Origin of the sequence: Citrobacter sp. Ct235 (genome assembly GCF_030332305.1) — a bacterium.
Lineage (GTDB): Bacteria > Pseudomonadota > Gammaproteobacteria > Enterobacterales > Enterobacteriaceae > Citrobacter_A > Citrobacter_A telavivensis.
Map to the genome: position 1 here is coordinate 1,063,471 of NZ_JAOWIC010000049.1, position 25,414 is coordinate 1,088,884.

Here is a 25,414-nt window from a genome sequence, read left to right on the forward strand (position 1 = left end):
CATTTCGGTCCAACCTGATATCCACTGTTCTTATGCACTCATTTAATGAAAGAATGATGACAATGCACAAAAATAGGGAAAGAAACGTTTCGATTTTTATAAAGCCGATCATTCTCACAAAACGGGGATGTTCACATTATTAACGTATGGAAAAATATAATTAAGTGTGTGCAGACAATAACCGACGGAATGACTCAGGAAGGAACGGATATAGCGAAGCAGTATGTAACTGCACTAATAGCGTGCAGGATAATGACCCAGGAAGGAAAGACCGACGGGATGCCAGTCCATTCGCTTCCTGTTTTACAAAGGATTAACGCTCTGCGACCAGACGGATGATGTCATCATCCTCTTGCGGGTCATTGGCCTTCGGCGATGCCTCAGCCACTTTTTCCGGTTCGTTCGCTTCACAGAGACGACGCAATAAGGCATTTTGTCGCTTCTGCTGATCTAACAACGCTTCAAGCAGCTCAATCTGCTCATTGGTTCGCGAGCTTGCACGGTTGATAAAGAACCACAGCACCAGCCCAACAACCAGAACCCCCACCGATACAATCAACGACGCAAAATTAAGCACGCCGGAATTCACTACTTCGTTCATTTCACCACCTCAATGTAGACGCATCATTTTACCACCGCGCCACAGGAAGGTAATCAACAGATGAAAAAATGATCTCACCAGGGGATAAATTTATTGATGGCGCAAATTCCGCTGAAAAATTGTACATCCTGGTCACACATGATGTTGAACACCTGGGCCCATAGCAACAGGCACACAAGCACCACCACCACCAGAATTATCCATCGAAACTTTTTCACTCCACTCTCCGCATCAACATCTTATGCCACCAAAATATCATGTGTATCTTAAACCAGGGCTAACTACAGAGAACATTCGCGATTTTTTAAGAATCATTTACTTGTATCAATGCGCGTAGACGCTAAGCTCAGTCTAACTTATAGAAGAAAAGAGGTCATAATGCGTTTGATTATTCGCGCTATCGTGTTGTTTGCGCTTGTCTGGATTGGATTATTACTCAGTGGATATGGTGTTCTGATAGGCAGTCAGGAGAATGCGGCCGGATTGGGGCTGCAGTGTAAGTATCTCACCGCGCGAGGAACCGCCACCGCGCAATATGTTCATACCGATAGCGGTATCATTGGGTTAACGGATTGCCCGCTATTGCGTAAAAGTACCGTGGTCGTCGATAACGGTTAAGATCCGCCGCCGTGATGACCGCAATGCGTAATCCTAAGCAGGATGTCATCAGGATAAAACTGCCGGCGCGAAAGTCGGCAGTTTCTTAATATCGCCATCATGACGTCATCAGAATGGATAATGGTTGTAACCCATCTGTTCAGAAATTTTACGCGCCGCAGTATGCAGCATCGAAACGTAGTCATGCAGGTTTTCTTCGGAAAAACGCAGCGTTGGGAATGAGATGCTCAGGCCAGCAATCACGACACCGAAACGGTCAAATACCGGTACGCCAATGCAGCGTAAACCTTCTTCTTGTTCTTCGTTATCTTCGCCATAACCCTGTTCACGAACTTTATCCAGCACGGGCAGCAATGCTTCCGTGGTGGTGATGGTGCGCCCGGTACTGCGTTTGTACTCAACGCCGTCCAGAATCTGTTTCACTTCATCACGATCGCGCCAGGCCAGCAGCACTTTACCAATCGCGGTGCTATAAAGCGGGTTACGACGACCGACACGCGAATACATGCGCAGATTGTACATCGAATCAATCTTATGGATGTATACGATGCTGTCTTCATCCAGCGCACCGAGGTGCACGGTCTCTTTAGTCAGACGAGAGAGTTCACGCATCTGGATGTCCGCACTGCGGATAAGGTCAACGTTCTGTAGCGCACGCGCGCCCAGTTCAAACAGTTTCAGCGTCAGAGAATACTTCTCGGACTCCCCTTCCTGCGACACATAACCCAGCGTTTTCATGGTCTGTAAAAAGCGATAAACGGTGCTTTTTGACATCATGACGCGTTGTGATAACTCGGTAATCCCTATTTCGCGCTCTTCACCCAGCGCCTGCAGAATGCCAAAAACTTTCAGCACGGAAGATACAGAATCAGGCTGTTTATCCAGATCTGCGTTAGCCATCTATCACCTCATTACGAGTGTTTTATAAAAATCAGAACGATTTTTTATTATAATTTCATGGTCAGGCGCCCGCAATCCATCTTTGCTAACTTCGTTACAAATCTGCGACATAAAGCCTGAATATCAATGCTAGAATCACTACCCTGATCATATTCTTCGCAGAAACTATCAATCACATGAATAAACCCCAGGCTGACGGCCTGCCGCTTCCGCAGCGATATGGCGCCATTTTAACCATTGTTATTGGTATTTCGATGGCCGTACTGGATGGTGCCATTGCCAACGTGGCACTCCCCACCATTGCCGATGATTTACACGCCTCCGCCGCCAGCTCAATCTGGGTCGTCAACGCCTATCAGATTGCCATTGTCGTCTCGTTACTGTCGCTGTCGTTCCTGGGCGATATGTTTGGCTATCGACGCATCTACAAATGCGGACTGGTCGTCTTTCTGCTGGCTTCACTGTTCTGCGCGCTCGCAGACTCGCTGCAGGTGTTGACGATGGCGCGTGTCGTGCAGGGGTTTGGCGGCGCGGCGCTGATGAGCGTCAACACCGCGTTGATCCGTCTGATTTATCCTCAGCGCCATCTGGGGCGCGGGATGGGCATCAACTCCTTTATCGTTGCCGTCTCTGCAGCCGCAGGCCCCACCATTGCCGCGGCAATCCTCTCAATCGCCTCCTGGAAATGGCTGTTCCTGATCAACGTGCCATTAGGAATTATTGCGTTGATTCTGGCGATGCGATTCCTGCCGCCCAATGGTTCACGCAGCAATAAACCGCGTTTTGATATCCCCAGCGCCGTGATGAACGCACTGACCTTTGGTCTGTTGATCACCGCACTGAGCGGTTTTGCACAGGGGCAGTCCCTTACACTGGTCGGTGCTGAACTGGCGGCGCTGGTCGTGGTGGGCTACTTCTTTATCCGCCGTCAACTCTCACTACCGGTGCCGCTATTGCCGGTCGACCTGCTGCGTATTCCCCTGTTTTCACTGTCGATAGGGACATCAATCTGTTCCTTCTGCGCACAGATGCTGGCGATGGTCTCCCTTCCCTTCTACCTGCAAACGGTACTGGGTCGCAGTGAAGTTGAAACGGGTCTGCTGCTCACTCCCTGGCCACTGGCAACGATGGTCATGGCACCGCTGGCCGGGTATCTGATAGAGCGCGTCCATGCGGGATTGCTGAGGGCGCTGGGCCTGTTGGTGATGGCTGGCGGACTGTTTGCTCTGGTGCTGCTTCCTGCCGTACCGTCCGATCTCAATATCATCTGGCCGATGATCCTCTGCGGTGCCGGGTTTGGTTTGTTTCAGTCACCCAATAATCACACAATCATCACGTCAGCGCCGCGCGAACGCAGCGGTGGTGCAAGCGGCATGCTGGGAACCGCTCGTTTGCTGGGACAAAGTTCAGGCGCGGCGCTGGTCGCGCTGCTGTTGAACCAGTTCGGGGATAACGGCACGCATGTTTCTCTGCTGGCTGCGGGGATTCTGGCAACCGTGGCGGCGGTGGTGAGTGGTTTACGCATCACACAACCTCGAGCGCAGGGATAAAAAAAGCGCGTCCGCGGACGCGCGCTCTCTCTTTTGCCGACAGGCTTACTTCAGGTATTCCCCACTTCGCAGCGCTTCGATACGTTTATCCAGCGGCGGGTGAGTCATAAACAGTTCACTCAGTGATTTACCTTTACCATTAATGCAGAAGGCCATCATGCTGGATGCTTCCTGCGGTTCGTAACTGGTTTTCAGACGCTGCAGCGCGGCAATCATCTTTTCACGACCAACCAGTTTGGCGGAACCCGCGTCGGCGTGGAACTCACGATGACGAGAGAACCACATGGTAATAATGCTCGCCAGAATACCGAAGACCAGTTCCAGTACCATCGCGACAGCAAAATAGATCATCGGGTTGCCATTGCTGCCCTCGCCTTCATCACGGTTGCCACCGAGAAAACCCGCGGCGATCTGCGCCAGAATGCGCGAGATAAAGATAACAAAGGTGTTCACGACCCCCTGAATCAGCGTCATGGTGACCATGTCACCGTTCGCGATATGGCTAATTTCATGAGCAATAACCGCTTCAGCCTCATCCGGGCTCATGTTTTGCAGCAAGCCGGTACTGACCGCGACCAGAGACGCATCACGACGCGCCCCGGTGGCAAACGCGTTAATGTCCGGCGCATGGTAAATAGCAACCTGCGGCATGGCGATACCGGCCTGACGCGCCTGCGTGGCGACCGTATTCATTAACCAGCGTTCTCTTTCGTTACGCGGCTGCTCGATCACTTCCCCACCGACGGAACGTAACGCCATCCATTTGGACATCAGCAGTGAAACGAAGGAACCACCAAAACCGAACAGCAGCGCCATAATCATCAGGCCCTGAACGCTGCTCGACTGAATCCCTGTCAGGCTCAGCACCAGCCCGAAAACGACCATGACGGCAAGGTTCGTCAACAGGAAAAGCGCGATTCGCATCATAATTTTCTTTTAACCTCAACTTAACAAAACGCACTATGCGATTACCCACATCGTATGGGTCGTACCGCTATTTTCAAGTATCAATGCCCGGTAAGTCACCAGAAAGACACAACTTTACATTTTGTTGTACCAGACTGACGACTTCATGCGCTTGTTAAAAAAAACAGGCACAATTTCTTGTGCCTGTCTGAGGTTACTTCGCCGCAGCGGTTTGTTCCGCTGGCTTCGCTTTCTCAAGCGTCGCCAGATCCAGCGCAATCTTCACCGTTTCATCAAGATACGGATCCGGCTCCTGGTAATCTTTTGGCAAGTCGTCCAGTTTCTTCAGAACCGGTTTTCCTTCACGTTTAAACCGGTCATTGATTCGCGCCAGACGCATCGCATCATCTTCGTTATTCTCTTTTTCACGCTGCGCGTAATTCAGAGACGCGATGTTACGTTTGTCCTTCATCGCATTGAAACGGGCGATATCCTTCATGATGTACTGGAACTCAGGATCCTGCGCAATACGCGCGTTGTGATCTTTGAGTAACTCAGGACCGAACGGCGTCAGATCGTCTGATTTCACATACGTTGCGGCGTCGATGCTATCCCACGGCAACGCATTATCTTCAAACTTCTCGCCGGTTTCTGTCTCTTCATTCCCTGTTGGCATGATGATATCGGGCGTGACGCCTTTACGCTGGGTACTGCCGCCGTTCACGCGATAAAACTTCTGGATCGTGTACTGGACGGAACCCAGTGCAGGCCATTCCGGACGCAGCATCTGATCGTAAATACGGTTCAGCGAACGATACTGCTGCACGGTACCTTTACCGAAGGTCGGTTCACCGACGATCAGCGCGCGACCGTAATCCTGCATGGCGGCAGCAAAAATTTCCGATGCCGACGCGCTGAAGCGATCGACCAGCACCACCAGCGGACCTTTGTAGTAAACAACGCCATCGGTATCGCTGTCCTCACGGACTTTGCCATTATTGTCGCGAACCTGAACCACCGGACCAGAAGGAATAAACAGACCCGACAGCGAAACCGCTTCCGTCAACGCTCCGCCACCATTGCTGCGCAGATCGATTACGATGCTGCTGACGTTCTGTTTTTCCAGTTTCTGCAACTGAACTTTGACATCGTCAGTCAGGCCAACATAGAAGCCCGGGATATCCAGTACGCCGACTTTCTCTTTACCCACCGTCTTCACAGACATCTTAACCGCACGGTCTTCCAGACGAATGCGCTCACGCGTCAGTGTGACCGTTCGGGTTTTTGTTCCTTTGCCGGCAGGCAGAACTTCAAGACGAACCTTGCTGCCTTTTGGCCCTTTGATGAGCGCAACAACGTCATCCAGACGCCAGCCGATCACATCGACCATGCTTTTGCCCGTCTGACCCACACCGACAATGCGATCGCCAACGCTAATCGCTTTGCTCTTCGCCGCCGGACCGCCGGCTACCATGGAGTTGATGACCGTATAGTCATCGTCCATCTGCAAGACGGCACCAATCCCTTCAAGGGACAGGCTCATTTCAGTATTAAACTGTTCGGTGTTTCGTGGCGAGAGATAGTTGGTATGCGGATCAATTTCGCGAGCAAACGCCGTCATCGCCAGTGAGAAGACGTCTTCACTGTTGGTTTGCGTCAGACGACGGATCGCGGATTTATAACGACGGGTCAGCGTCTCACGAATTTCTTTGTCGTCTTTGCCGGTCAGTTTCAGACTTAACTCATCGAACTTCACCTTACCGTCCCACAGCGCATTAAGCTCAGCCTCGTCTTTCGGCCAGGGCGCTTTGCTGCGATCGAGATTAAAGGTATCAGTCCCGGTGAAATCCATCGGACGTTCGAGCACTTTCAGTGCGTACTGAAAGCGCTCGAAACGGCGCTTTTGCGCCAGATTATAGAGATCGTAAAAAACGTCGAGCTTACCCGAGCGCAGTTCGTCGCCCAACTGCCCTTTCTTCTTCGCAAACTGCTCGACATCCCCCGCCAACAGCACGTTGTGGCTGTAGTCGAGTAAATTCAGATAGCGGTCGAAAATTTTGGCGGAAAAGGCCGAATCGAGATCGAACTGACGATAGTGAGAACGCGTAAAACGCGACGTAACGCGTTCACTCACCGTCGCGTGCTGTGTCTCTTCCTTAAGAACAGGAATCTGATCGGCACGCGTAATGTCGTCCACAGCGAAGGTCTGGCCTGCTATTGCAAGCAGGCCAGCTAACGCGGTAAGCCTAAAAAATGTGTTCATGCCAGGCCTGGCCTCCGTTTCAGAACACCAGGTGTTCTGCGCGTACAATCAAAGACATACCCGAATTCAGCTGTACACGGACGCCATCTTTGGTGATTTCTAATACGGTGGCATCCATCGCATCATTGCCCGCTTTCACCTTCAGAGACTGTCCAACGCTCAGCGCTGAAATATCCGAAACCGGAGTCAATTTCTCTTCACGAGGTGCGCGCGGCGCTTTCGCGGCCGGTTTATCAGCACGCGGTTTACGCTCAGTCGCTTCTTTGCGGCGTGGTGCAGGACGCGGCTTACGTTCACGGCGAGGTGCGTCTTCGGTTTCACCTGCGGCAGCGGCAGCTTCGCGTTTTTTCGCTTGCTGTTCAGCACGCTGCGCCTGAACGCGAGCTTTCGCTTCTTCAAGCTGTTTACGCGCATGTTCAACGTGCTGCTCATCCAGCTCCCCACAAGGGTTGCCGTCGAGATCGACACGCGTTGCGCCCGGCTTAACGCCGTACAGGTAACGCCAGCTCGAAGTATAAAGACGTAAAGCGGAACGAAGTTGCGTTTTGCTGAGGTTCATTTCGCCCTCAATACGCTCTACCAGATCCTGAAAAATGCCAATTTTCAGTGGGCGCGCTTCGCCTTCCGCACTAAAGCACTGCGGAAAACGCTCGGCCAAAAACGCGATTACTTCTTTACTGCTATTCAACTTAGGTTGATTTTCCATGAAATTTCCTGATTACAACGGACGTAGCCAACAAGCCGCAGGCATGAACAGGCGTCATTATAATGACGCCATCAGTAATTGCTACGGTATCCGTTGATTATCCTGCGATGCTCGCAAAGAATTTTTTGTAATCCGTCATTGCAAGCACGGTTTCAAGCTGCGCGACGAGCCGGCGAAGACCTTGCTCATCCTCAGCGGTGAAGCGCCCAAACGCCGTACTGTCGATGTCCAGCACGCCAATAATATGGCCCTTAACGGTTATTGGCAGGACAATCTCCGCATTACTGGCCGCATCGCAGGCAATGTGGCCATCAAACGCGTGAACGTCGTCAATCCGTTGCACCTGGTTTAGGGCAACAGCCGTGCCGCACACGCCGCGACCCACCGGAATCCGTACACAGGCAATTTTGCCCTGAAACGGACCTAATACCAGCGTATCGCCCTCAAGAAGGTAAAATCCCGCCCAGTTCACTTGCGAAAGACGTTCGTACAACAGCGCGCTGGTGTTCGCCAGCGTGGCCAGAAAACTGGTCTCTCCTGCCATTAATGCCTGAAAATCGCGGTTCAGATCCGCGTATAGCTCTGTCTTGTTCATTATATAATCACTTAGTTGTCTTACTCTGATACTGCCAGCCTATTAAAATAAGCATTAAATGCGTTAATGCTCAAGATCATTCCCGTCATGAGTTAAGATTACATAATTCTAACACTTTGATTCGCGATACATGGCTCTCAAGACACCTCAGATCACGCCAACGAAAAAAATAGCGATCCGATCCATCAGCGAAGCACTGCCTCGTGCGCACTATCAGCGTTGCCCTCAGTGTGACCTGCTGTTTAGTCTGCCGAAGATGCGCTCTCACCAGAGCGCGTACTGTCCCCGCTGCCAGGCGAAAATTCGTGATGGTCGCGACTGGTCGCTGACGCGCCTGGGGGCGATGGCTGTCACCATGCTGTTGCTGATGCCCTTCGCCTGGGGCGAGCCTCTGCTGCATATCTATCTGCTGGGCATCCGCATTGATGCCAACGTGATGCAGGGGATCTGGCAGATGACGCAGCAAGGCGATCCCATTACCGCGACGATGGTGCTGTTTTGCGTTGCGGGCGCGCCGCTGATCCTCGTGAGCGCGATTGCCTACCTGTGGTTCGGCAATATTCTCGGCATGAATTTGCGCCCGGTGCTGCTGATGCTGGAAAAACTCAAAGAGTGGGTGATGCTGGACATCTATCTGGTGGGCATTGGCGTGGCATCGATCAAAGTTCAGGATTACGCCTTTTTGCAGCCTGGCGTGGGGCTTTACGCCTTCATCGCACTGGTGATCCTTAGCATCCTGACGCTGTCGCATCTGAACATTGAACAGCTGTGGGAACGCTTTTATCCGCAGCGACCGGCAAAACGCCCGGACGAGCAGTTGCGTATTTGCCTCGGTTGTCATTTTACCGGTTATCCGGACCCGCGTGGACGCTGCCCGCGCTGCCATATTCCCTTGCGTGAGCGCCGAAATCAGAGCGTACAAAAATGCTGGGCGGCGTTGTTGGCATCGATTGTTTTGTTGCTGCCTGCTAACCTGATGCCTATCTCGGTTATCTACGTGAACGGTGGACGACAGGAAGACACGATCATGTCCGGTATCCTGTCGCTGGCGAACAGCAATGTCGCCGTGGCCGCCGTGGTCTTTATCGCCAGTATTCTGGTGCCATTCACCAAAGTGATCGTCATGTTTACGCTGTTGCTCAGCATTCAGTTCAAATGCGAACAGGGTTTACGCACGCGTATGCAACTCTTGCGCCTGGTCACGTGGATCGGTCGCTGGTCGATGCTGGACCTTTTTGTTATCGCCTTAACCATGTCGCTGATTAACCGCGACCAGATTCTTGCTTTTACTATGGGACCGGCTGCGTTTTATTTCGGCTCAGCGGTCATTTTGACTATTCTTGCAGTGGAATGGCTGGACAGCCGCTTACTTTGGGATGCACATGAGTCAGGAAACGCCCGCTTCGCAGACTGAAGCGCAGATTAAAACTAAACGCCGTATCTCACCATTCTGGCTTCTCCCGCTGATTGCGTTAATGATCGCGGGATGGCTGATTTGGAACAGTTATGAAGATCGCGGTAACACCGTGACCATCGACTTCATGTCTGCGGATGGCATCGTACCGGGCCGTACGCCCGTTCGCTATCAGGGCGTGGAGGTGGGTACGGTTCAGGACATCAGCCTGAGTCAGGATCTGCGAAAAATTGAGGTGCGAGTCAGTATTAAGTCGGACATGAAAGATGCCCTGCGCGAAGACACGCAGTTCTGGCTGGTGACGCCCAAAGCGTCGCTCGCGGGGGTTTCAGGCCTTGATGCGTTGGTTGGCGGTAACTATATCGGCATGATGCCCGGTAAAGGTAAAGAGCAGGATCATTTCGTCGCCCTTGATACCCAGCCGAAATATCGCCTGGATAACGGCGACCTGATGATCCATCTTAATGCGCCCGATCTGGGGTCGCTGAACAGCGGTTCGCTGGTCTATTTCCGTAAGATCCCGGTCGGCAGGGTTTATGATTACAGCATTAACCCAAACAAACAGGGCGTCACTATCGATGTTCTGGTTGAACGCCGTTTTACCAACCTGGTGAAGAAAGGCAGTCGTTTCTGGAATGTTTCAGGGGTCAATGCCGACATCAGTCTGAGCGGTGCGAAGGTCAAGCTGGAGAGTCTGGCTGCCCTGGTCAACGGGGCCATCGCCTTTGACTCCCCGGACGACTCAAAGGTCGCGGATCAGGATGATACCTTTGGCCTGTACGCCGATCTGGCGCACAGTCAACGCGGCGTCATTGTTAAGCTCGAACTGCCCAGCGGCGAAGGGCTGAAAGCGAACGCCACCCCGCTCATGTATCAGGGGCTGGAAGTCGGTGAACTCACCAAACTGAATTTAGAGCCGGGCGGTAAAGTCACCGGCGAAATGACCGTTGATCCCAGCGTTGTGACGCTGTTACGTGACAGCACTCGCATTGAACTGCGCAGTCCCAAACTGTCGCTAAGTGACGCTAACATCAGTTCGTTGCTGACGGGCAAAACCTTTGAACTGGTGCCCGGTACCGGTGAACCGCGCAGCGAGTTCGTGGTTGTCCCTGGTGAAAAAGCCCTGCTTCATGAACCTGACGTTCTGACGTTTACCCTGACCGCGCCCGAAAGCTACGGTATCGAGGCGGGTCAACCGCTGATCCTCCACGGTGTCCAGGTAGGCCAGGTGATCGAACGTAAGCTAACCAGCAAAGGGGTCGAGTTCACCGCGGCGGTCGATCCACAGCATCGCGACCTGGTTAAGGGTGACAGTAAATTCGTGGTCAACAGTCGTGTGGATGTCAAAGTGGGTCTGGATGGCGTTGAATTTCTTGGTGCCAGCGCCAGCGAATGGATAAGCGGCGGTATCCGCATATTGCCGGGCAGCAAGGGGGAAATGAAGTCCAGTTATCCGCTGTATGCCAACCTGGAAAAAGCGGTGGAGAACAGTCTGAGCGATCTGCCTACCACCACTCTGAGTCTGCGTGCGGAAACGCTGCCGGACGTGCAGGCCGGTTCTGTGGTGCTGTATCGTAAATTTGAGGTGGGCGAAGTGATCACCGTGCGCCCCCGCGCCGACGCCTTTGATATCGATCTCCACATTAAGCCGGAGTACCGCAACCTGTTGACCAACAACAGCGTATTCTGGGCGGAAGGCGGGGCTAAAGTGCAGCTCAACGGCAGCGGCCTGACCGTGCAGGCTTCTCCCCTGTCGCGCGCGCTGAAAGGGGCAATCAGCTTTGACAATCTGAGCGGTGCCAGCGCCAGCCAGCGCAAAGGCGATAAGCGCATTTTGTATGCCTCCGAAACCGCCGCGCGTGCGGTCGGCGGGCAAATCACACTCCACGCCTTTGATGCCGGGAAACTGGCCGCCGGGATGCCCATTCGCTACCTCGGCATTGATATCGGACAGATTCAGACGCTTGAACTGCTTACCTCGCGCAACGAGGTACAGGCGAAGGCGGTCCTGTATCCGGAATACGTGCAGACCTTTGCCCGTGGCGGGACGCGCTTCTCCGTGATTACACCGCAGATCTCAGCCGCTGGCGTGGAGCACCTCGACACTATCCTGCAACCCTACATCAACGTCGAGCCGGGTCGGGGTAATCCACGTCGGGACTTCGAGCTACAGGAAGCGACCATTACTGACTCACGTTACCTTGACGGGCTGAGTATTGTGCTCGAAGTCCCCGAAGCAGGCTCGCTGGCGATCGGTACGCCGGTGCTGTTCCGTGGGATTGAAGTCGGTACGGTAACCGGCATGACGCTCGGCACATTGTCTGACCGCGTGATGATCGCCTTGCGCATCAGTCAACGCTATCAGCATCTGGTCCGCAATAACTCCGTCTTCTGGCTGGCCTCCGGATACAGTCTGGACTTTGGCCTGACGGGGGGCGTCGTGAAGACCGGCACCTTTAATCAGTTCATTCGCGGCGGCATCGCGTTCGCCACGCCGCCAGGCACCCCGCTGGCACCGAAAGCGCAGGCCGGGAAACACTTCCTGCTGCTGGAAAGTGAGCCGAAAGAGTGGCGTGAATGGGGCACCGCGCTGCCACGTTAATATCAGGCTCCGGCGTGCTCGCGCCGGGGCCTTTATGCTACACTGCGCGCTTGTTTTACTGCCGGTGGTGCTCCCCCGTGACTCAACACGCTGTTTATTTTCCTGACGCCTTTTTGACGCAAATGCGCGAGGCAATGCCTGCACACCTCTCTTTTGATGATTTTCTCGCCGCCTGCCAGCGCCCGTTACGCCGCAGCATCCGCGTTAATACCCTTAAGATTTCGGTTGCCGATTTTCTCACTTTAACCGCCCCGTATGGCTGGTCGCTGACGCCGGTTCCCTGGTGTGAAGAGGGCTTCTGGATTGAGCGCGACGATGAAGAAGCATTGCCCTTAGGCAGTACCGCCGAGCATCTGAGCGGCCTGTTTTATATTCAGGAAGCCAGTTCCATGCTGCCGGTTGCCGCCTTGTTTGCCGATGATAATTCGCCGAACCGCGTGATGGACGTTGCCGCCGCGCCGGGTTCAAAAACCACGCAAATCGCAGCGCGCATGGGCAACCGCGGGGCGATTCTTGCGAACGAGTACTCCGCCAGTCGGGTGAAAGTGCTGCATGCCAATATCAGTCGTTGCGGGATCAATAACGTGGCGCTGACCCATTTTGACGGCCGCGTATTCGGTGCAGCACTGCCGGAAATGTTCGACGCGATTTTGCTTGATGCCCCCTGCTCGGGTGAGGGCGTTGTGCGAAAAGATCCGGATGCGCTGAAAAACTGGTCCGTGGAAAGCAATCATGAGATTGCCGCAACCCAGCGCGAACTGATCGAAAGTGCGTTTCACGCCCTGCGCCCTGGCGGTACCCTGGTCTATTCGACCTGTACGTTAAATCGTGATGAAAACGAATCGGTGCTTGCCTGGCTGAAAGAGACCTGGCCTGAGGCAGTGGAATTTTTACCGTTAGACGATCTTTTTCCTGAGGCGACTCAGGCGCTAACAGCCGAAGGTTTCCTGCATGTCTTTCCGCAGATTTATGACTGCGAAGGATTCTTCGTTGCCCGTCTGCGTAAAACAGCGTCCATTTCCGCGCTGCCTGCGCCGAAGTACAAAGTGGGTAACTTCCCTTTCACCCCCGTCAAAGGTCGCGAAGCCGCGAATATAGCCCAGGCGGCTAGCGCCCTCGGCCTGCTCTGGGATGAAAACCTGCACCTCTGGCAGCGCGATAAAGAGGTCTGGCTTTTCCCGGCGGAGATTGAACCGCTGATCGGTAAAGTCCGCTTCTCTCGCCTCGGCATTAAGCTGGCAGAAACCCATAACAAAGGTTATCGCTGGCAGCACGAAGCGGTCATCGCGCTGGCTGATGTGAATCACCGCAGTGCGTTTGAACTGTCGCACCAGGAGGCGCAAGAGTGGTATCGCGGGCGCGATGTTTACCCGCAGACCGCCCCCGCCACTGACGATGTGCTGGTAACCTTCCAGCATCAGCCGATTGGCCTCGCCAAACGGATCGGTTCACGGCTGAAAAACAGTTACCCGCGAGAACTGGTTCGTGATGGCAAATTGTTTACCGGTAACGTCTGAAATCGGGAAATTTGCGCATTTTTTGACTGGCGCTTTTGCCTGCGTTGTCTACGCTGAGAAATGGACGGCCTAACTGGTCGTACCACAATCAGCAAACCAACGGAGAGCACGATGATGAAAACCAGTGTGCGCATTGGCGCCTTTGAAATTGACGATGCCGAGTTACACGGCGAGTCGCCGGGAGACCGAACGTTAACCATTCCGTGTAAATCCGATCCGGATTTATGCATGCAGCTGGATGCCTGGGACGATGAGACCAGCATTCCTGCCCTTCTCAACGGAGAACATTCGGTCCTCTTTCGCAACCATTACGATCGTAAGTCTGATGCCTGGATCATGCGTCTTGCCTGATTCAAAAAGAACCCGTCTATCGGCGGGTTATTTATTTCCCCCTTCCCGCCTGCGTTAATTCCTCCTACACTTTTGTCAGAGCTGTACAAAATGAGGATAGGATGTTCGCACTGGTTCTGTTTGTCTGTTATCTGGATGGCGGTTGCGAAGATATCGTAGTGGATGTTTACGATACCGAGCAGCAGTGTCTGTATTATATGGACGATCAACGAATTCGCCAGGGTGGCTGCTTCCCGGTAGAGGATTTTATCGATGGATTCTGGGCACCCGCGCAGCAATACAGTGACTTTTAATCACTGCAGTTGTACCAGCGTTAACTCACCGCCGAATACCGCCCCCGTGTCGATGTAGTGAAGATTGTAGCTGTCAACGCGTTGATGCAGCGGCGTATGACCAAACCAGAAATGGTCAGCGCCGACAATAGCGGCCCCATCTCCCGCAAGATGCGCACTCAGTCGCGCACGTCGCCACAGCACCTCCGTAAGGTTAACCGGTTTTTGCCACTGATAAACGTCTTCCGGGTAATCAGCGTGGGCAACCACATGCGTCCCCTCGCGGCAATGCAGCTCCAGGATCCACGGCAATTGCTGGCAGTATTCCAGTGCCAGCATGGCCTGATGCCGTTTCTGCTCTGGCAACATCGTAAACCAGCCTCCGCCATTCATCGTCCACAGCGACCATTGAGACGTGCGCAAGGCATCTATCGCCATCTGTTCATGATTCCCTCTGACCGCCACCATCCAGCGCTTATGCAGCAGTTGCAGACAGCGCAAACTGTCAGGACCACGATCGATGAGATCGCCCACCGAAACCAGCAGATCCTGCCAGGGGTCAAAGCGACAGGCCCGTAATTTCGCCATCAACAGCGCAAAACAGCCGTGGATATCCCCGACTACCCAGATGTGCCGCCAGTGCGCCCCCTCGATCATTTGGTAACTCTTTTCAGGCTGTTTCATGAGAGTTTTTGTCCTCAGTCACGCCCTAACACAAATTTAACAATAGCAGCAAAAAACGCTGGACGTTTTCTTCCAGTTTCAACCACGTCTTGGGCTGCCCTATTCCCGCGTCAACAGTGAGTCGCGTATTCCGATAGACAGCTTCCTGCTGTTCTCTGCCAAAGTCCTCCAGCACACGGCAGTTACGCACGCCCGTGAGTTCACAGAATGCCTCGTCTATTGAATAGATCTCGCAACGCAGCGACATATCCTTAAGCGTAATCATGACCCGATTGGACATGCAAGCATAGAGCTCGTAATTGCTACTGAAGCAGAAAACACCGAATATTCGGAACAGATCTCTTTGCTTGAAATATGGATCACCCGTTTTAACGCGAGTAGCTTTGCTTATATTTCATTTGGAATTGACTATCCTTAGGTTGTACTTTCTTCCTCAAAAGGAAAGTGTATACGTGCATCATTGTTCGATAACACGACAACCGGCTTACCCTTCAGGTCTGGCCTGAATACTGTCTCGCAGCTTGTATAAAATGAGTTCACATCAACCTGGGCAAACGTCAGATCACAGGGCAGACGTCAAACTCGCCACTACGGGCATCATTGATGATAGATGTCACCACTCCTAAGACTGCGCTTTCTGGCTACATCACATGATTTCGGTCAGGATAGTTGAAGTCTTCAAGACAGCGCACCGTAGAAAAACGCAAGCGCTTAGGTCTGAGCTCATCGTTAAGTTGACACACGAAAATCTAACCATCAACCAGGAATGCCGCGCTGCCCACCACCAGTATCGTGTCTTTTATGATACCTGTACGCCAGATAGTTTCGGCAGCCGGCATCAAATATGTCGATGACGGCCTTGTGATGATGTGCTTATCCAATGATCTGCGCTGCTCAACGTAGTCTGCTACAGACGATTGGAATCCCATAACGCCTTAGTAGTACTGTATTGATACACAGCACAACTAATCACATGTGTTGATCCAGTTCGATGAAAGAATTTAGATGTGTGCTATTATTTTTCGTCATTTTCTTAGGGACTTACAAATTTGAACAAAATTTGCTCTCATGACTGTTGCTCAGCGCCGTCCCTAATAAACAAATGGAACCCATGATGGCTTTCAACTCACTTCACTATATTTTTATATTCCTTCCAATAGTTGCCATTATTAATTATTTCTCATGGAAACTTCACCCGCAGATATCTCGTTTTTTTATCACTGCAGTATCCATATGGTTCTATTGTGAACTAGCTCAGGATGGTGTGTTATGGCTGGCTCTGTCCTGTCTTGCCACTTACTTCTCATATCTGATCGGTAGCAAGTTCAATTTCAGAAGAACGGCGTTTGGCGCGGGTATTGTATCCAACGTGGTCATGCTGTGTTTCTTCAAATACAAATACCTCATCACCTGGAATAGCCTGTCATTTGCTATCGACGATCTGATGGCTCCAGTTGCAATAAGCTTCTTTGTATTCCAACAGGTTTCATTCCTCGTTGATGCTTACAAGAAAAAAGAAGAACGGGTGGCGTTCCTGGATTATGCTTATTACATCACCTTCTTCCCTAAGATGGTTTCAGGTCCGATAACCAGATATGACCGGCTGATGTCTGGAAGCTCTTCAATTTTGGACAGTAGTAAGCTGATATCCGGCCTGATGCTCCTGTCTATCGGTCTGTATAAGAAAATTGTGCTGTCTTCTATCTTTGCTCAAGTGGCAAACGCTGGTTACGCTGCTGAAGCGCCATTAAAACTGGCTGAATCATGGGTGACATCCCTATCCTACACCATGCAGATTTACTATGACTTCTCCGGATATTCGGACATGGCAATAGGCTCTGCGCTGATCCTGGGAGTTTCTCTGCCAGCAAACTTCAACTCGCCTTATAAGGCAGTGAACATCCGTGATTTCTGGAGTCGCTGGCACATCTCTCTCTCCACATGGCTACGCGACTATGTCTACATCCCTCTGGGCGGTAGCCGTCACGGATATCCCAGAACTCTCGTAAACCTGCTGATTACTTTTGCAATCAGTGGCGCGTGGCATGGAGCAACAATCAACTTTATCCTCTGGGGGCTTCTTCACGGCGTAGCAACCGGAATCAACGTCACGTGGTCGAAGCTCGGATTCTCTATGCCCCGGCTGGCCGGACTAGTTGTCACATTCTTGTTTATTAACTTCTCATGGGTCCCATTCAGGGCTGAAAGCTTCGATAAAGTGGTCAGCGTTTACAGGGGAATGTTTGGTCTCAATGGGGTGGGTACGATCAGAATGTGGTCGGAAAAATTTATCCTGGAAAGCGAAAACCGATTCGAGGTTTATAAAGAGCTGACTACCTGGGGGGTATCCTCCGTGTCGACTGTTTCCGTACTTGCGTTGTCTCTGGCATTCGCTTTCATTGCGAAGAACAGCAATGAGCTTTCATGCCATGAAATCAATGGGCAGGTGGTTAAGTATCGCAACGTATTTATTTGCTCCGCTCTCTTCACTGTATCGGTTATATGCCTGTTTGGTGGTGCCGGTTCAACAAGCTTCATTTACTCGAATTTCTAACGGTGATGAAAATGTCAAAAAACAGCAAATCAATCATCGCTTTTGTGGCCGTATTCGTGTTCCTTATGTCGGCTTACCTATACCTTTATTTCTGGCAGATAGGCAGACCAGTTGTTGCTGAGTGGTGGTTGAAGAATACACTCGAAAAGAAAGAACTAATTAGTGACTCCACAAATACGCCACGAATAGTATTCATCAGTGGCTCTAACTCATTATTTGGGATTAGTGGGGATATAATAGAGAAAAAGACTGGTATGAAGGTAGTTAACCTGGCTTTGCATGCAGGATTGGATATAGACTTTCTCGTCTACGTTCTTCGTCGGAATATCAAGCCCGGTGATATTGTCATTGCCCCACTTGAATATCAATATTACAGAAAAGACAGCAATCCCACCACATGGTTCATCACGAACATGCTTGGATGGGGAGGTGATTATGTGAGATCTCGTAACCTCTATGACAAAATTAAACTGTTCACCTTCACTAATAAAGACAGGGTCATCGAAGGATTGCTCACTGGTGGAGATGCGAAATATGCGTCAATTGAAGAGGTGTCTTCGTCTGTTCCATCAGTTGATTACTCATACAAGAAGTACGTCTACACCTCATTAGACAAATACGGCTCAATACAAATGCTATATCACAGTCAGGGCATTCTCGCAAAGATGGAGAGACAGCAGAACAAATATGAAGAAATTCTTTCGTATGGAAAAAACAATTTAACTTTTACTGATTATGCGAAGTCAGGGATTGGTAAATTAAAGAACATCACTGAAGATAGCGGTGGGACTTTCTTCGTTACCTGGCCTGCATCCATCAAAACAAAATTCTTTAACAAGGATGACCAACAGGCAATAGCATTCGCCAAGAATATTAAAGAAACTCTGGAATCAATGCACGTCCATGTGCTTTGCGATCCATTTTATGCCAACCAGGATTTCAAGATGTTCTCAGATACCATCTATCATCTCAACAGGACTGGCTCAGAGATCCGTTCAGAACGACTAGCTGAATGCCTGGTTAAGAGAAAATAGCCCATCATGGGGCTATACTGGTGTCCAGTGGGCAGCCGTTGGCGTCGTTCATGATGTCGGCGGCTGAAGCTTCCACATTGTTGTGCTGTCCTGAGAAAGCAAACGCAACTGCGTATCTGTCGCTGTCGTCACTAACTCTTCCGAAACTTTCCCCGGTGAATTCTGTAAAACAATCTCGACATCCTGGGAGAGCACTATCCTTGTAGAGTTAGCTGTTATTTTCTCTGACCTCATCCCGGTAACAAAGTCATCAAACGCCAATGTATTTGTCCTAAGCTCAGGGACCCATGTGTTGTTATTAGCAAATACAAGATAGTTATCCGTGAAGAATTTTAGGTACTGTAACAGATCGGCGGTTGTGCTTATTTTGAACCGCGACTTATTCGCGAACAGAGAGCCCTTACAGTGACTAAAGACCACATTGATGTTGTCTATATCAGATAGAAGGACGCATGTATCACTCGTGTCATCAAGCTTTATTCAGCAATCGTTGAAGCTTTTAACCTGATACCCTTGAGTGTTTCCTGTGCTATCTATTTGTACTTTAACGAGCTGGACGCTGTCATTCCTTTCCCACTGACATTGATCAAAATGCATACCTAAAATACCTGCAACTCTGATAATTCTGGACATATTCATAGTTTCTTCAAAATCAAGACGTTGCATGATAAACTGAATGCCGTTTTGCACATCAATTCCATACGCAGTATTACAGGGTATCGTTGATCGGTACAGGATAAATAATCCGTCGGATTTTATGCTCTACTCATCTGTCAGGCGTGGCGGACGAAAACCCGGTCCGTTAACACCAGACGGGCTTACACAGGCGTTTTCAACGGTAAGGGATGCGACCGATTCAAAGTTCGGCCATAACCCGCCCTCTTTTCATGAGATAAGAAGTCTGGCCGGGCGGCTGTATGAAAGTGAGCGTGGAGAGGATTTCGCACAACGCTTACTGGGCCACAAAAATTTAACAATGACCAAAAAATACCTGGACGCACGCGGTGCAGAGTATGTTATGGTTTAGACAGGATATGGAAATTTCGAGTAATTTTCGTGTTTTTTCGGGTTGAAACGTAAAAACACTATATAAAACATACAGATAAAAAGAGACCGAATACGATTCCTGTATTCGGTCCAGGGAAATGGCTCTTGGGAGAGAGCCGTGCGCTAAAAGTTGGCATTAATGCAGGCTAAGTCGCCTTGCCTTTTAAGAATAGATGACGACGCCAGGTTTTCCAGTCCGCGGCTTATGCGGTCGGAAAAAAACGGTGGTAGTCACTGACTGAAATGTAAAAACCGCAAGACCCTCAGCAGAAGGCTTGCGGTTTTTTATTGGAAATCAGAAAGATACTTTTGGGAATTAACAGAGTTTTTCTGCTCGTTCGATAAACGGTGCCAGGCTCATTTTTTCACCCGGTTTTGCCGGATCGTCAATCTGAATCACCGACAGAGGTTGTGCATTCGTTTTGCCGCTTGCCACCTGCTCTTGCGCGATATCATTCAACGGATACTGAACGAGCGTGCTGGGGTTAATCACATACAGCGCGTTTCCGGGCCGACAGGTCAGCATGACCTCTTCGCGATTGAACGCCCACTTATCTTTGCCGATTTCAAAACGGCTCACGGTAATGACCTGCGGTGCCGCCAGCGCAACCCCTGAACTGGTCAGAAGCAGCAAAGAGAGAATCATTTTTTTCATGAGTTTTGCCTGTCCCTCAGAACGGTTCCAGCGTCGCAAACAAACTGACAATTGCCAGCACGACGGCGCCGATTCCCCATTCGATCTTCGTCATCCAAATAAAGTACAGATTGATGCGTCGACTATCCTGGCGCATTCGTGGTACGAGAAGATACCGATTCGCCAGTGCGATTGCCACCATTAGCAGGACAAGTGCACATTTTAGCAAAAGCAGTTGCCCCCAGACGGTCCGCCATGGAAGTGAAAAACCCTGTATAAACAACACATTGGCGATACCGGTAAGCAACACACCTGCCACGGCGAGATGCCCATAGCGTGAAAAACGCATCATGGTGTAAACCGCCTGCTGCTGCCAGCGTCCTCTTGCCATGTCCATGCAGTAAATCACCGGTAACAGACCGCCAAACCAGGCCGCAGTGCAAATGAGATGCAGTGCATGATTTGTCTGCTGGAGCGCGCCAATAACGCCAGAGTGCAGCGTGGCATGCCCAACTCCCGTCAGTAGTGCAAACTGTGCGAGGGTTAAGAGCAGTAATAGTCGCGGTAAATTACGCGGCACAATCAGCGCGGCAACCAGCGTGACCAGCGCCAGAACGATCTGCCAGAGCCACACCCCGCCAAACTGGGTTTGCAGTACGGCAACCCAGATCGAAACGGAGATAACATCCTGCCAGCCGGAGCCCATGAGCCCGCCCTGGATCGCCAGCATCAGTAACGCACTCAGAAAACTCCACCATGCAGCATGCTGTTGCAGACGTAAGAACCGTCGGCTCATCAGACGGCGGATAGAGAGCGGTGCCAGCCACGCGCCGTAAAGCGCAGAGCCAAACACCAGCATCAGGGCGGTAAAATGGATGAAGCGAAGTGCAACCCAGGTCAGCGTCAGCATGTTTATTTCACGCTAAAAGTGTACTGTCCTTTGGTTTTGTGTCCATCGACGGACACCACGTGCCAGTTCACCGTGTATTGACCCGGCTTCAGCGTTTCATCGAGCGGGACGATCAGCTGTTTCTTATCCTGTTCATTACGCTTTGCCGGACGGGTTTTGATTCCCTCTTGTTTCGGACCGGTAATCGTCGCCCCGCTGAATCCAGGCTCGATACCTTCAGAGAAATTAAGCGTCAGCGCCTGTGGCACGGCGGCAACTTCGGCCTCCGCGGCCGGATACTGGTGGGTCAGATGCGCATGGGCCCATACGGTCGGAGCCGCCAGGGCTGAAGCCAGAAAAAGGAGCGTATAGCGAAAAGTACGTGCAGGAGAGACCATATCAACTATTCCCTTTTGTAATGCCTTATCCTGTGAGGATAACCTTCTATAATGTTCGCGTCGACAATCTTCAATTGCGGCTTGCCATTATGGCAGACTCTTAGTAACTTTTGCGCGCAATACCGAAGGAGAAGCCCATGCACAAAAATTTGGCTCAGCTTGAACAGGCTGAAATGGACAAGGTAAACGTTGACCTGGCCGCTGCTGGCGTCGCGTTTAAAGAGCGCTACAACATGACCGTTGTCGCCGAAGTCGTAGAACGCGAGCAACCCGCTCATCTGCGCGAATGGTTTCGCGAACGTCTGATCGCCCACCGTCTGGCGTCCGTTTCGTTGTCACGCTTACCGTATGAGCCCAAACCTAAGTAATATCTTTGATGTAAAGTTACGTATCCTTACATATTGGCTGCTACAGTATAAGTACATTCTTATTCTATGATTTAAGGATGATTGTAGACACTATGAAAAGGAAGTCATTATGTCACGCTGGAAAATTGCCGCAGCACAGTATGAACCGCTAAAAACGTCTATTCGCGAACATATCGCTCATCATCTGAATTTCATCGAGGCGGCAGCCAGACAACAGTGTGAACTGTTAGTGTTTCCCTCACTTTCATTACTCGGTTGCATGGACGAATCGCAGTCGCTGCCCGCACCGCCGGATATCAGTCTGCTACAGCCGCTCTCTCAGGCCGCCCACGCGCACCGCATGACGATCATTGCCGGTCTTCCGGTCGAGCATAACAACCGCTTCGTCACCGGGATTGCCGTTTTCGCCCCGTGGGTAACCTCACCGCGCATGTTTCATCAAAGCCACGGCGCGTGTCTGTGTGAAGACCTGAAAACCATCAGCGTGGTGGATGAACAACCGGAAGGTGTCGATATGGATCCGGCGTGTTCTCTGTTTACAACCAGTCAAAGCGTCAGCGAATCCGAGTTGCTCACCTCAACGTCACGATTACAACGCTTCTCGCATAAATTCTCGATTGCCGTACTGATGGCCAATGCGCGGGGAAGTAGCGCATTGTGGGATGAAAGCGGGCAATTAATTGTCCGTGCCGACCGCGGTTCGCTGTTATTAACAGGACAGCGCACAGCGCAGGGTTGGCAAGGTGATATCATTCCATTACGCTAATCGTTTTCGGTCAGGAGTTTTACATGCTGCGCATCATCGATACTGAAACCTGTGGCCTGCAGGGCGGGATTGTAGAGATCGCCTCTGTCGACGTGGTTGACGGTAAGATAGTGAATCCTATGAGCCACCTGGTGCGCCCTGACCGACCGATCTCGCCGCAGGCCATGGCGATTCACCGCATTACTGAAGCGATGGTGGCCGATAAACCGTGGATTGAAGAGGTCATTCCCCACTATTACGGCAGTGAATGGTATGTGGCACATAACGCCAGCTTTGACCGCCGCGTGCTGCCAGACATGCCGGGCGAGTGGATTTGCACCATGAAACTTTCCCGCCGCCTCTGGCCGGGTATTAAGTACAGCAATATGGCGCTCTACAAGTCACGCAAACTGAATGTGCAAACCCCTGTGGGACTTCACCATCACCGCGCACTCTATGACTGCTATATCACCGCCGCGCTGCTCATCGATATTATGAATACCTCCGGCTGGACGACAGAGCAGATGGTCGACATCACCGGGCGACCGGGGTTGCTGACCACCTTTACCTTTGGTAAGTATCGTGGCAAAGCTGTCTCGGATGTCGCTGAGCGCGATCCGGGCTACCTGCGCTGGCTGTTTAACAACCTTGACAGCATGAGCCCGGAGCTGCGTTTAACTCTCAAGCACTATCTGGATAACGCTTAAGCCGCACGGTTGCCAGGCAACGTCCCCTGCGCCAGGCCAATCAGGAAAGCAAATTCCAGCGCAACCCCCTCCCAGGATTTATAACGGCCTGATTTTCCGCCGTGCCCGGAATCCATGTCGGTACACAGCAGCAGCAGATGGTCATCCGTTTTCAGTTCGCGCAGTTTCGCCACCCATTTCGCCGGTTCCCAGTACTGAACCTGCGAGTCATGCAGCCCGGTGGTGACCAGCAGATGCGGGTAAGCCTGCGCCCTGACGTTATCGTACGGGCTGTAGCTTTTCATGTAGGTGTAATACTGAGGATCTTTCGGATTCCCCCACTCCTCAAACTCGCCGGTGGTCAGGGGGATCGACTCATCAAGCATCGTGGTCACCACATCCACAAACGGTACCTGGGCAACCACACCATGAAAACGTTCGGGACGTTCATTGATTGCCACGCCCATTAGCATTCCTCCTGCACTACCGCCCATGCCGTAGCACAGGGAGGGAGAGCCGTAGCCCAGGTCAATCAGCGCATCGCAGGCATCGAGATAGTCGTTAAAGGTATTGCGCTTTTTCAGGAATTTACCGTCTTCATACCACTGCTGCCCCAGTTCGCCACCTCCCCGCACGTGGACGATGGCATAAACAAAGCCGCGATCCAGCAAACTTAAGCGGCTGCTGCTGAAATCGGCATCTATGCTGGCACCGTAGGAACCGTAGCCGTACACCAGGAGAGGATTTTGTCCCTTGCGAAAATGCTTCTGATGATACACCAGCGAGACAGGCACCTCGACGCCATCACGCGCGGTGATCCACAGGTGTTCGCTGCGATAGTTCGCGGCGTCAAATCCCGCCACCACCGTCTGTTTAATCACCCATCGTTCGCCGGTATCCATATCCAGTTCAAACAGCGTGTCCGGCGTGGTCATCGAGGAGTAGCCATAGCGCAGGCGCGACGTCTCCGGTTCCGGGTTATAAGCAAGCCAGGTGACATAGGCCGGATCGTCAAAGGCGATCCCCACGACCTCGCCGGTTTTACGATTGATCTGCCGCAGGCTGGTTAAGCCGCGCCGGCGCTCTTCCACCACCAGCCAGTCGGTAAAGAGGGTAAACCCTTCCAGCATGATAGCGTCGCGCGCCGGGATCAGCGTTTCCCACCGTTTCTCATCGCGCACACGGGTGCGATAGAGGCCAAAATTTTTACCCTCGCGATTCGAGCGCAGGTAAAACTTATGCTGATAGTGATCGAGGCTGTATTCGTGGTCCTTGCGGCGTGGCAGGAAGATGAACGGTTCGGCATCGGCCAGTTCGGCATCCAGCAGCAAAACCTCACTGGTCGTTGCGCTAGCCAAATGAATGACGATGTAATGTTGGGATGTCGTTTTGTGCAGACTAACGTAGAAGGTGTCGTCTTTTTCTTCGTAAATCAGTTCGTCCTGCGTCGACGGTGTACCGATGGTGTGTCGCCAGACCTGCCAGGGTAACAGCGTCGTCTCATGCTTACGCACATAGTAGAAGGTCAGCGAGTCATTCGCCCAGACAAGCTCGGGTTCCACGTTATCCAGCATCTCCGGATACCAGTTACCGTTTTCCAGATTGCGAAAACGGATCCCGTACTGACGGCGTGAAAGGTAATCTTCCGCCAGCGCCATGATGGTGTTATCCGGCGTGATCGCCAGTCCCCCCAGGGTGTAAAACTCGCTGTGCGCCGCCCGCTTGTTGCCGTCGAGCAGCGTTTCCCAGTCATCCCACTCCTCGCTTAGCGCCGACTGACGTTGATAAATGGCGTACTCACATCCGGGTTCATAGAGATGGCGGTAGCGATAACCGTTTTTCACATACGGTGCAGAAGTATCACGGGGAGGAATGCGATCGATAATTTCTTTCAACACACGTTCCTGCAACGCCTGCTGCGTAGACATGACCTGATGTCCGTAGCAGTTTTCCTGTTTCAGGTAATCCAGCACATCCGGCTGCGAACGGGTGTCGTCCCGCAGCCAGTAGTAATTATCAATGCGTGTGTCGCCATGGAGAGTCATGGCGTGGGGAATGCGATTGGCTTTCGGCAGCATGT

General features: G+C 51.8%; 26 protein-coding genes and 1 pseudogene. 13 read left to right on the forward strand and 14 right to left on the reverse strand.

Going from position 1 to position 25,414, the window contains the following annotated elements; genetic code table 11:
• Positions 1–313 precede the first annotated feature (313 nt).
• Positions 314–601, reverse strand: coding sequence for a YebO family protein (locus OGY35_RS22155; RefSeq protein WP_178825251.1), 288 nt, complete (start codon positions 599–601; stop codon positions 314–316).
• 74 nt (positions 602–675) lie between these two features.
• Positions 676–819: a PhoP/PhoQ regulatory lipoprotein MgrB gene (mgrB, locus tag OGY35_RS22160; protein ID WP_042318479.1), complete on the reverse strand. Its 144-nt coding sequence runs from the start codon at positions 817–819 to the stop codon at positions 676–678.
• 160 nt (positions 820–979) lie between these two features.
• Between mgrB and OGY35_RS22165 the strand changes: the two genes are divergently transcribed.
• Entirely contained in the window at positions 980–1,219 is a 240-nt protein-coding gene (locus tag OGY35_RS22165) for a YobH family protein (protein ID WP_042318478.1), read from the forward strand.
• Positions 1,220–1,327: 108 nt separating this feature from the next.
• On the opposite strand, the gene kdgR is transcribed toward OGY35_RS22165, so the two are convergent.
• Complete coding sequence (kdgR, locus tag OGY35_RS22170; protein WP_046481145.1) at positions 1,328–2,119, reverse strand: DNA-binding transcriptional regulator KdgR; 792 nt, start codon at positions 2,117–2,119, stop codon at positions 1,328–1,330.
• 176 nt (positions 2,120–2,295) lie between these two features.
• Here kdgR and OGY35_RS22175 point away from each other — a divergent pair, with 176 nt between their 5' ends.
• Complete coding sequence (locus tag OGY35_RS22175) at positions 2,296–3,669, forward strand: MFS transporter (protein WP_286633465.1); 1,374 nt, start codon at positions 2,296–2,298, stop codon at positions 3,667–3,669.
• A gap of 45 nt (positions 3,670–3,714) precedes the next feature.
• On the opposite strand, the gene htpX is transcribed toward OGY35_RS22175, so the two are convergent.
• The 4 genes from htpX to msrC form a co-directional block, all read right to left on the reverse strand.
• Positions 3,715–4,596: a protease HtpX gene (htpX, locus tag OGY35_RS22180; RefSeq protein WP_042318474.1), complete on the reverse strand. Its 882-nt coding sequence runs from the start codon at positions 4,594–4,596 to the stop codon at positions 3,715–3,717.
• 193 nt (positions 4,597–4,789) lie between these two features.
• Complete coding sequence (prc, locus tag OGY35_RS22185) at positions 4,790–6,838, reverse strand: carboxy terminal-processing peptidase (RefSeq protein ID WP_286633466.1); 2,049 nt, start codon at positions 6,836–6,838, stop codon at positions 4,790–4,792.
• Positions 6,839–6,857: 19 nt separating this feature from the next.
• A complete protein-coding gene (proQ, locus tag OGY35_RS22190) occupies positions 6,858–7,544 on the reverse strand; it encodes an RNA chaperone ProQ (protein ID WP_152404155.1) in 687 nt (228 codons plus the stop codon).
• A gap of 97 nt (positions 7,545–7,641) precedes the next feature.
• Positions 7,642–8,139 carry a free L-methionine (R)-S-oxide reductase MsrC gene (gene msrC / locus OGY35_RS22195; protein WP_178827129.1) on the reverse strand — a complete coding sequence of 166 codons (498 nt, stop codon included), beginning with the start codon at positions 8,137–8,139 and terminating at the stop codon, positions 7,642–7,644.
• Positions 8,140–8,269: 130 nt separating this feature from the next.
• On the opposite strand from msrC, the gene yebS reads away from it, so the two are divergent.
• From yebS to OGY35_RS22220, 5 genes are all read left to right on the forward strand, one after another.
• Positions 8,270–9,553 carry a membrane integrity lipid transport subunit YebS gene (yebS, locus tag OGY35_RS22200; RefSeq protein ID WP_286633467.1) on the forward strand — a complete coding sequence of 428 codons (1,284 nt, stop codon included), beginning with the start codon at positions 8,270–8,272 and terminating at the stop codon, positions 9,551–9,553.
• Positions 9,522–12,155, forward strand: a complete 2,634-nt coding sequence (locus OGY35_RS22205; RefSeq protein ID WP_286633468.1) for a PqiB family protein — start codon at positions 9,522–9,524, stop codon at positions 12,153–12,155. Before yebS ends, OGY35_RS22205 begins: the two co-directional genes overlap by 32 nt.
• A gap of 77 nt (positions 12,156–12,232) precedes the next feature.
• Entirely contained in the window at positions 12,233–13,672 is a 1,440-nt protein-coding gene (rsmF, locus tag OGY35_RS22210; RefSeq protein ID WP_286633469.1) for a 16S rRNA (cytosine(1407)-C(5))-methyltransferase RsmF, read from the forward strand.
• 114 nt (positions 13,673–13,786) lie between these two features.
• A complete protein-coding gene (locus OGY35_RS22215; protein ID WP_167382411.1) occupies positions 13,787–14,023 on the forward strand; it encodes a YebV family protein in 237 nt (78 codons plus the stop codon).
• Between the two features lie 101 nt (positions 14,024–14,124).
• Complete coding sequence (locus OGY35_RS22220) at positions 14,125–14,316, forward strand: YdfD/YebW family protein (RefSeq protein WP_042318465.1); 192 nt, start codon at positions 14,125–14,127, stop codon at positions 14,314–14,316.
• Here the strand turns inward: OGY35_RS22220 and pphA are convergent, their stop codons facing one another.
• A complete protein-coding gene (gene pphA, locus OGY35_RS22225; RefSeq protein ID WP_286633470.1) occupies positions 14,317–14,979 on the reverse strand; it encodes a protein-serine/threonine phosphatase in 663 nt (220 codons plus the stop codon).
• A gap of 55 nt (positions 14,980–15,034) precedes the next feature.
• A pseudogene (locus tag OGY35_RS22230) lies at positions 15,035–15,540 on the reverse strand (Y-family DNA polymerase); the annotation flags it as partial.
• Positions 15,541–16,090: 550 nt separating this feature from the next.
• Here OGY35_RS22230 and OGY35_RS22235 point away from each other — a divergent pair.
• Together OGY35_RS22235 and OGY35_RS22240 are read left to right on the forward strand one after the other, a co-directional pair.
• Positions 16,091–17,533 (forward strand): MBOAT family O-acyltransferase, encoded by a 1,443-nt coding sequence (locus OGY35_RS22235; protein ID WP_286633471.1) that lies wholly within the window; start codon positions 16,091–16,093, stop codon positions 17,531–17,533.
• Between the two features lie 11 nt (positions 17,534–17,544).
• The gene (locus OGY35_RS22240; RefSeq protein WP_286633472.1) at positions 17,545–18,567 is read left to right on the forward strand and encodes a hypothetical protein; all 1,023 of its coding nucleotides are present in this window, start codon (positions 17,545–17,547) and stop codon (positions 18,565–18,567) included.
• Positions 18,568–19,047: 480 nt separating this feature from the next.
• Here OGY35_RS22240 and OGY35_RS22245 read toward each other — a convergent pair whose 3' ends face one another.
• Complete coding sequence (locus OGY35_RS22245) at positions 19,048–19,257, reverse strand: hypothetical protein (RefSeq protein WP_286633473.1); 210 nt, start codon at positions 19,255–19,257, stop codon at positions 19,048–19,050.
• Between OGY35_RS22245 and OGY35_RS22250 the strand changes: the two genes are divergently transcribed.
• Entirely contained in the window at positions 19,244–19,594 is a 351-nt protein-coding gene (locus OGY35_RS22250) for a tyrosine-type recombinase/integrase (protein ID WP_286633474.1), read from the forward strand. The genes OGY35_RS22245 and OGY35_RS22250 overlap by 14 nt on opposite strands.
• 336 nt (positions 19,595–19,930) lie before the next feature.
• Here OGY35_RS22250 and OGY35_RS22255 read toward each other — a convergent pair whose 3' ends face one another.
• From OGY35_RS22255 to yobA, 3 genes are read right to left on the reverse strand one after another with little or no spacing between them, the layout of a single operon-like run.
• Complete coding sequence (locus OGY35_RS22255) at positions 19,931–20,269, reverse strand: YebY family protein (RefSeq protein ID WP_152404144.1); 339 nt, start codon at positions 20,267–20,269, stop codon at positions 19,931–19,933.
• A 16-nt stretch (positions 20,270–20,285) separates the two neighbouring features.
• Positions 20,286–21,158 (reverse strand): copper homeostasis membrane protein CopD, encoded by an 873-nt coding sequence (gene copD, locus OGY35_RS22260; RefSeq protein ID WP_286633475.1) that lies wholly within the window; start codon positions 21,156–21,158, stop codon positions 20,286–20,288.
• Between the two features lie 2 nt (positions 21,159–21,160).
• Positions 21,161–21,535 (reverse strand): CopC domain-containing protein YobA, encoded by a 375-nt coding sequence (gene yobA / locus OGY35_RS22265; protein WP_286633476.1) that lies wholly within the window; start codon positions 21,533–21,535, stop codon positions 21,161–21,163.
• A gap of 137 nt (positions 21,536–21,672) precedes the next feature.
• On the opposite strand from yobA, the gene OGY35_RS22270 reads away from it, so the two are divergent.
• From OGY35_RS22270 to exoX, 3 genes are all read left to right on the forward strand, one after another.
• The gene (locus OGY35_RS22270) at positions 21,673–21,903 is read left to right on the forward strand and encodes a DNA polymerase III subunit theta (RefSeq protein ID WP_286633477.1); all 231 of its coding nucleotides are present in this window, start codon (positions 21,673–21,675) and stop codon (positions 21,901–21,903) included.
• A gap of 109 nt (positions 21,904–22,012) precedes the next feature.
• Positions 22,013–22,669, forward strand: coding sequence for a carbon-nitrogen hydrolase family protein (locus tag OGY35_RS22275; RefSeq protein ID WP_286633478.1), 657 nt, complete (start codon positions 22,013–22,015; stop codon positions 22,667–22,669).
• A 23-nt stretch (positions 22,670–22,692) separates the two neighbouring features.
• The gene (gene exoX, locus OGY35_RS22280) at positions 22,693–23,355 is read left to right on the forward strand and encodes an exodeoxyribonuclease X (RefSeq protein WP_152404136.1); all 663 of its coding nucleotides are present in this window, start codon (positions 22,693–22,695) and stop codon (positions 23,353–23,355) included.
• Here the strand turns inward: exoX and ptrB are convergent.
• Complete coding sequence (ptrB, locus tag OGY35_RS22285) at positions 23,352–25,412, reverse strand: oligopeptidase B (protein WP_286633479.1); 2,061 nt, start codon at positions 25,410–25,412, stop codon at positions 23,352–23,354. The two genes, exoX and ptrB, sit on opposite strands and share 4 nt — an antisense overlap.
• Positions 25,413–25,414: the final 2 nt, after the last annotated feature.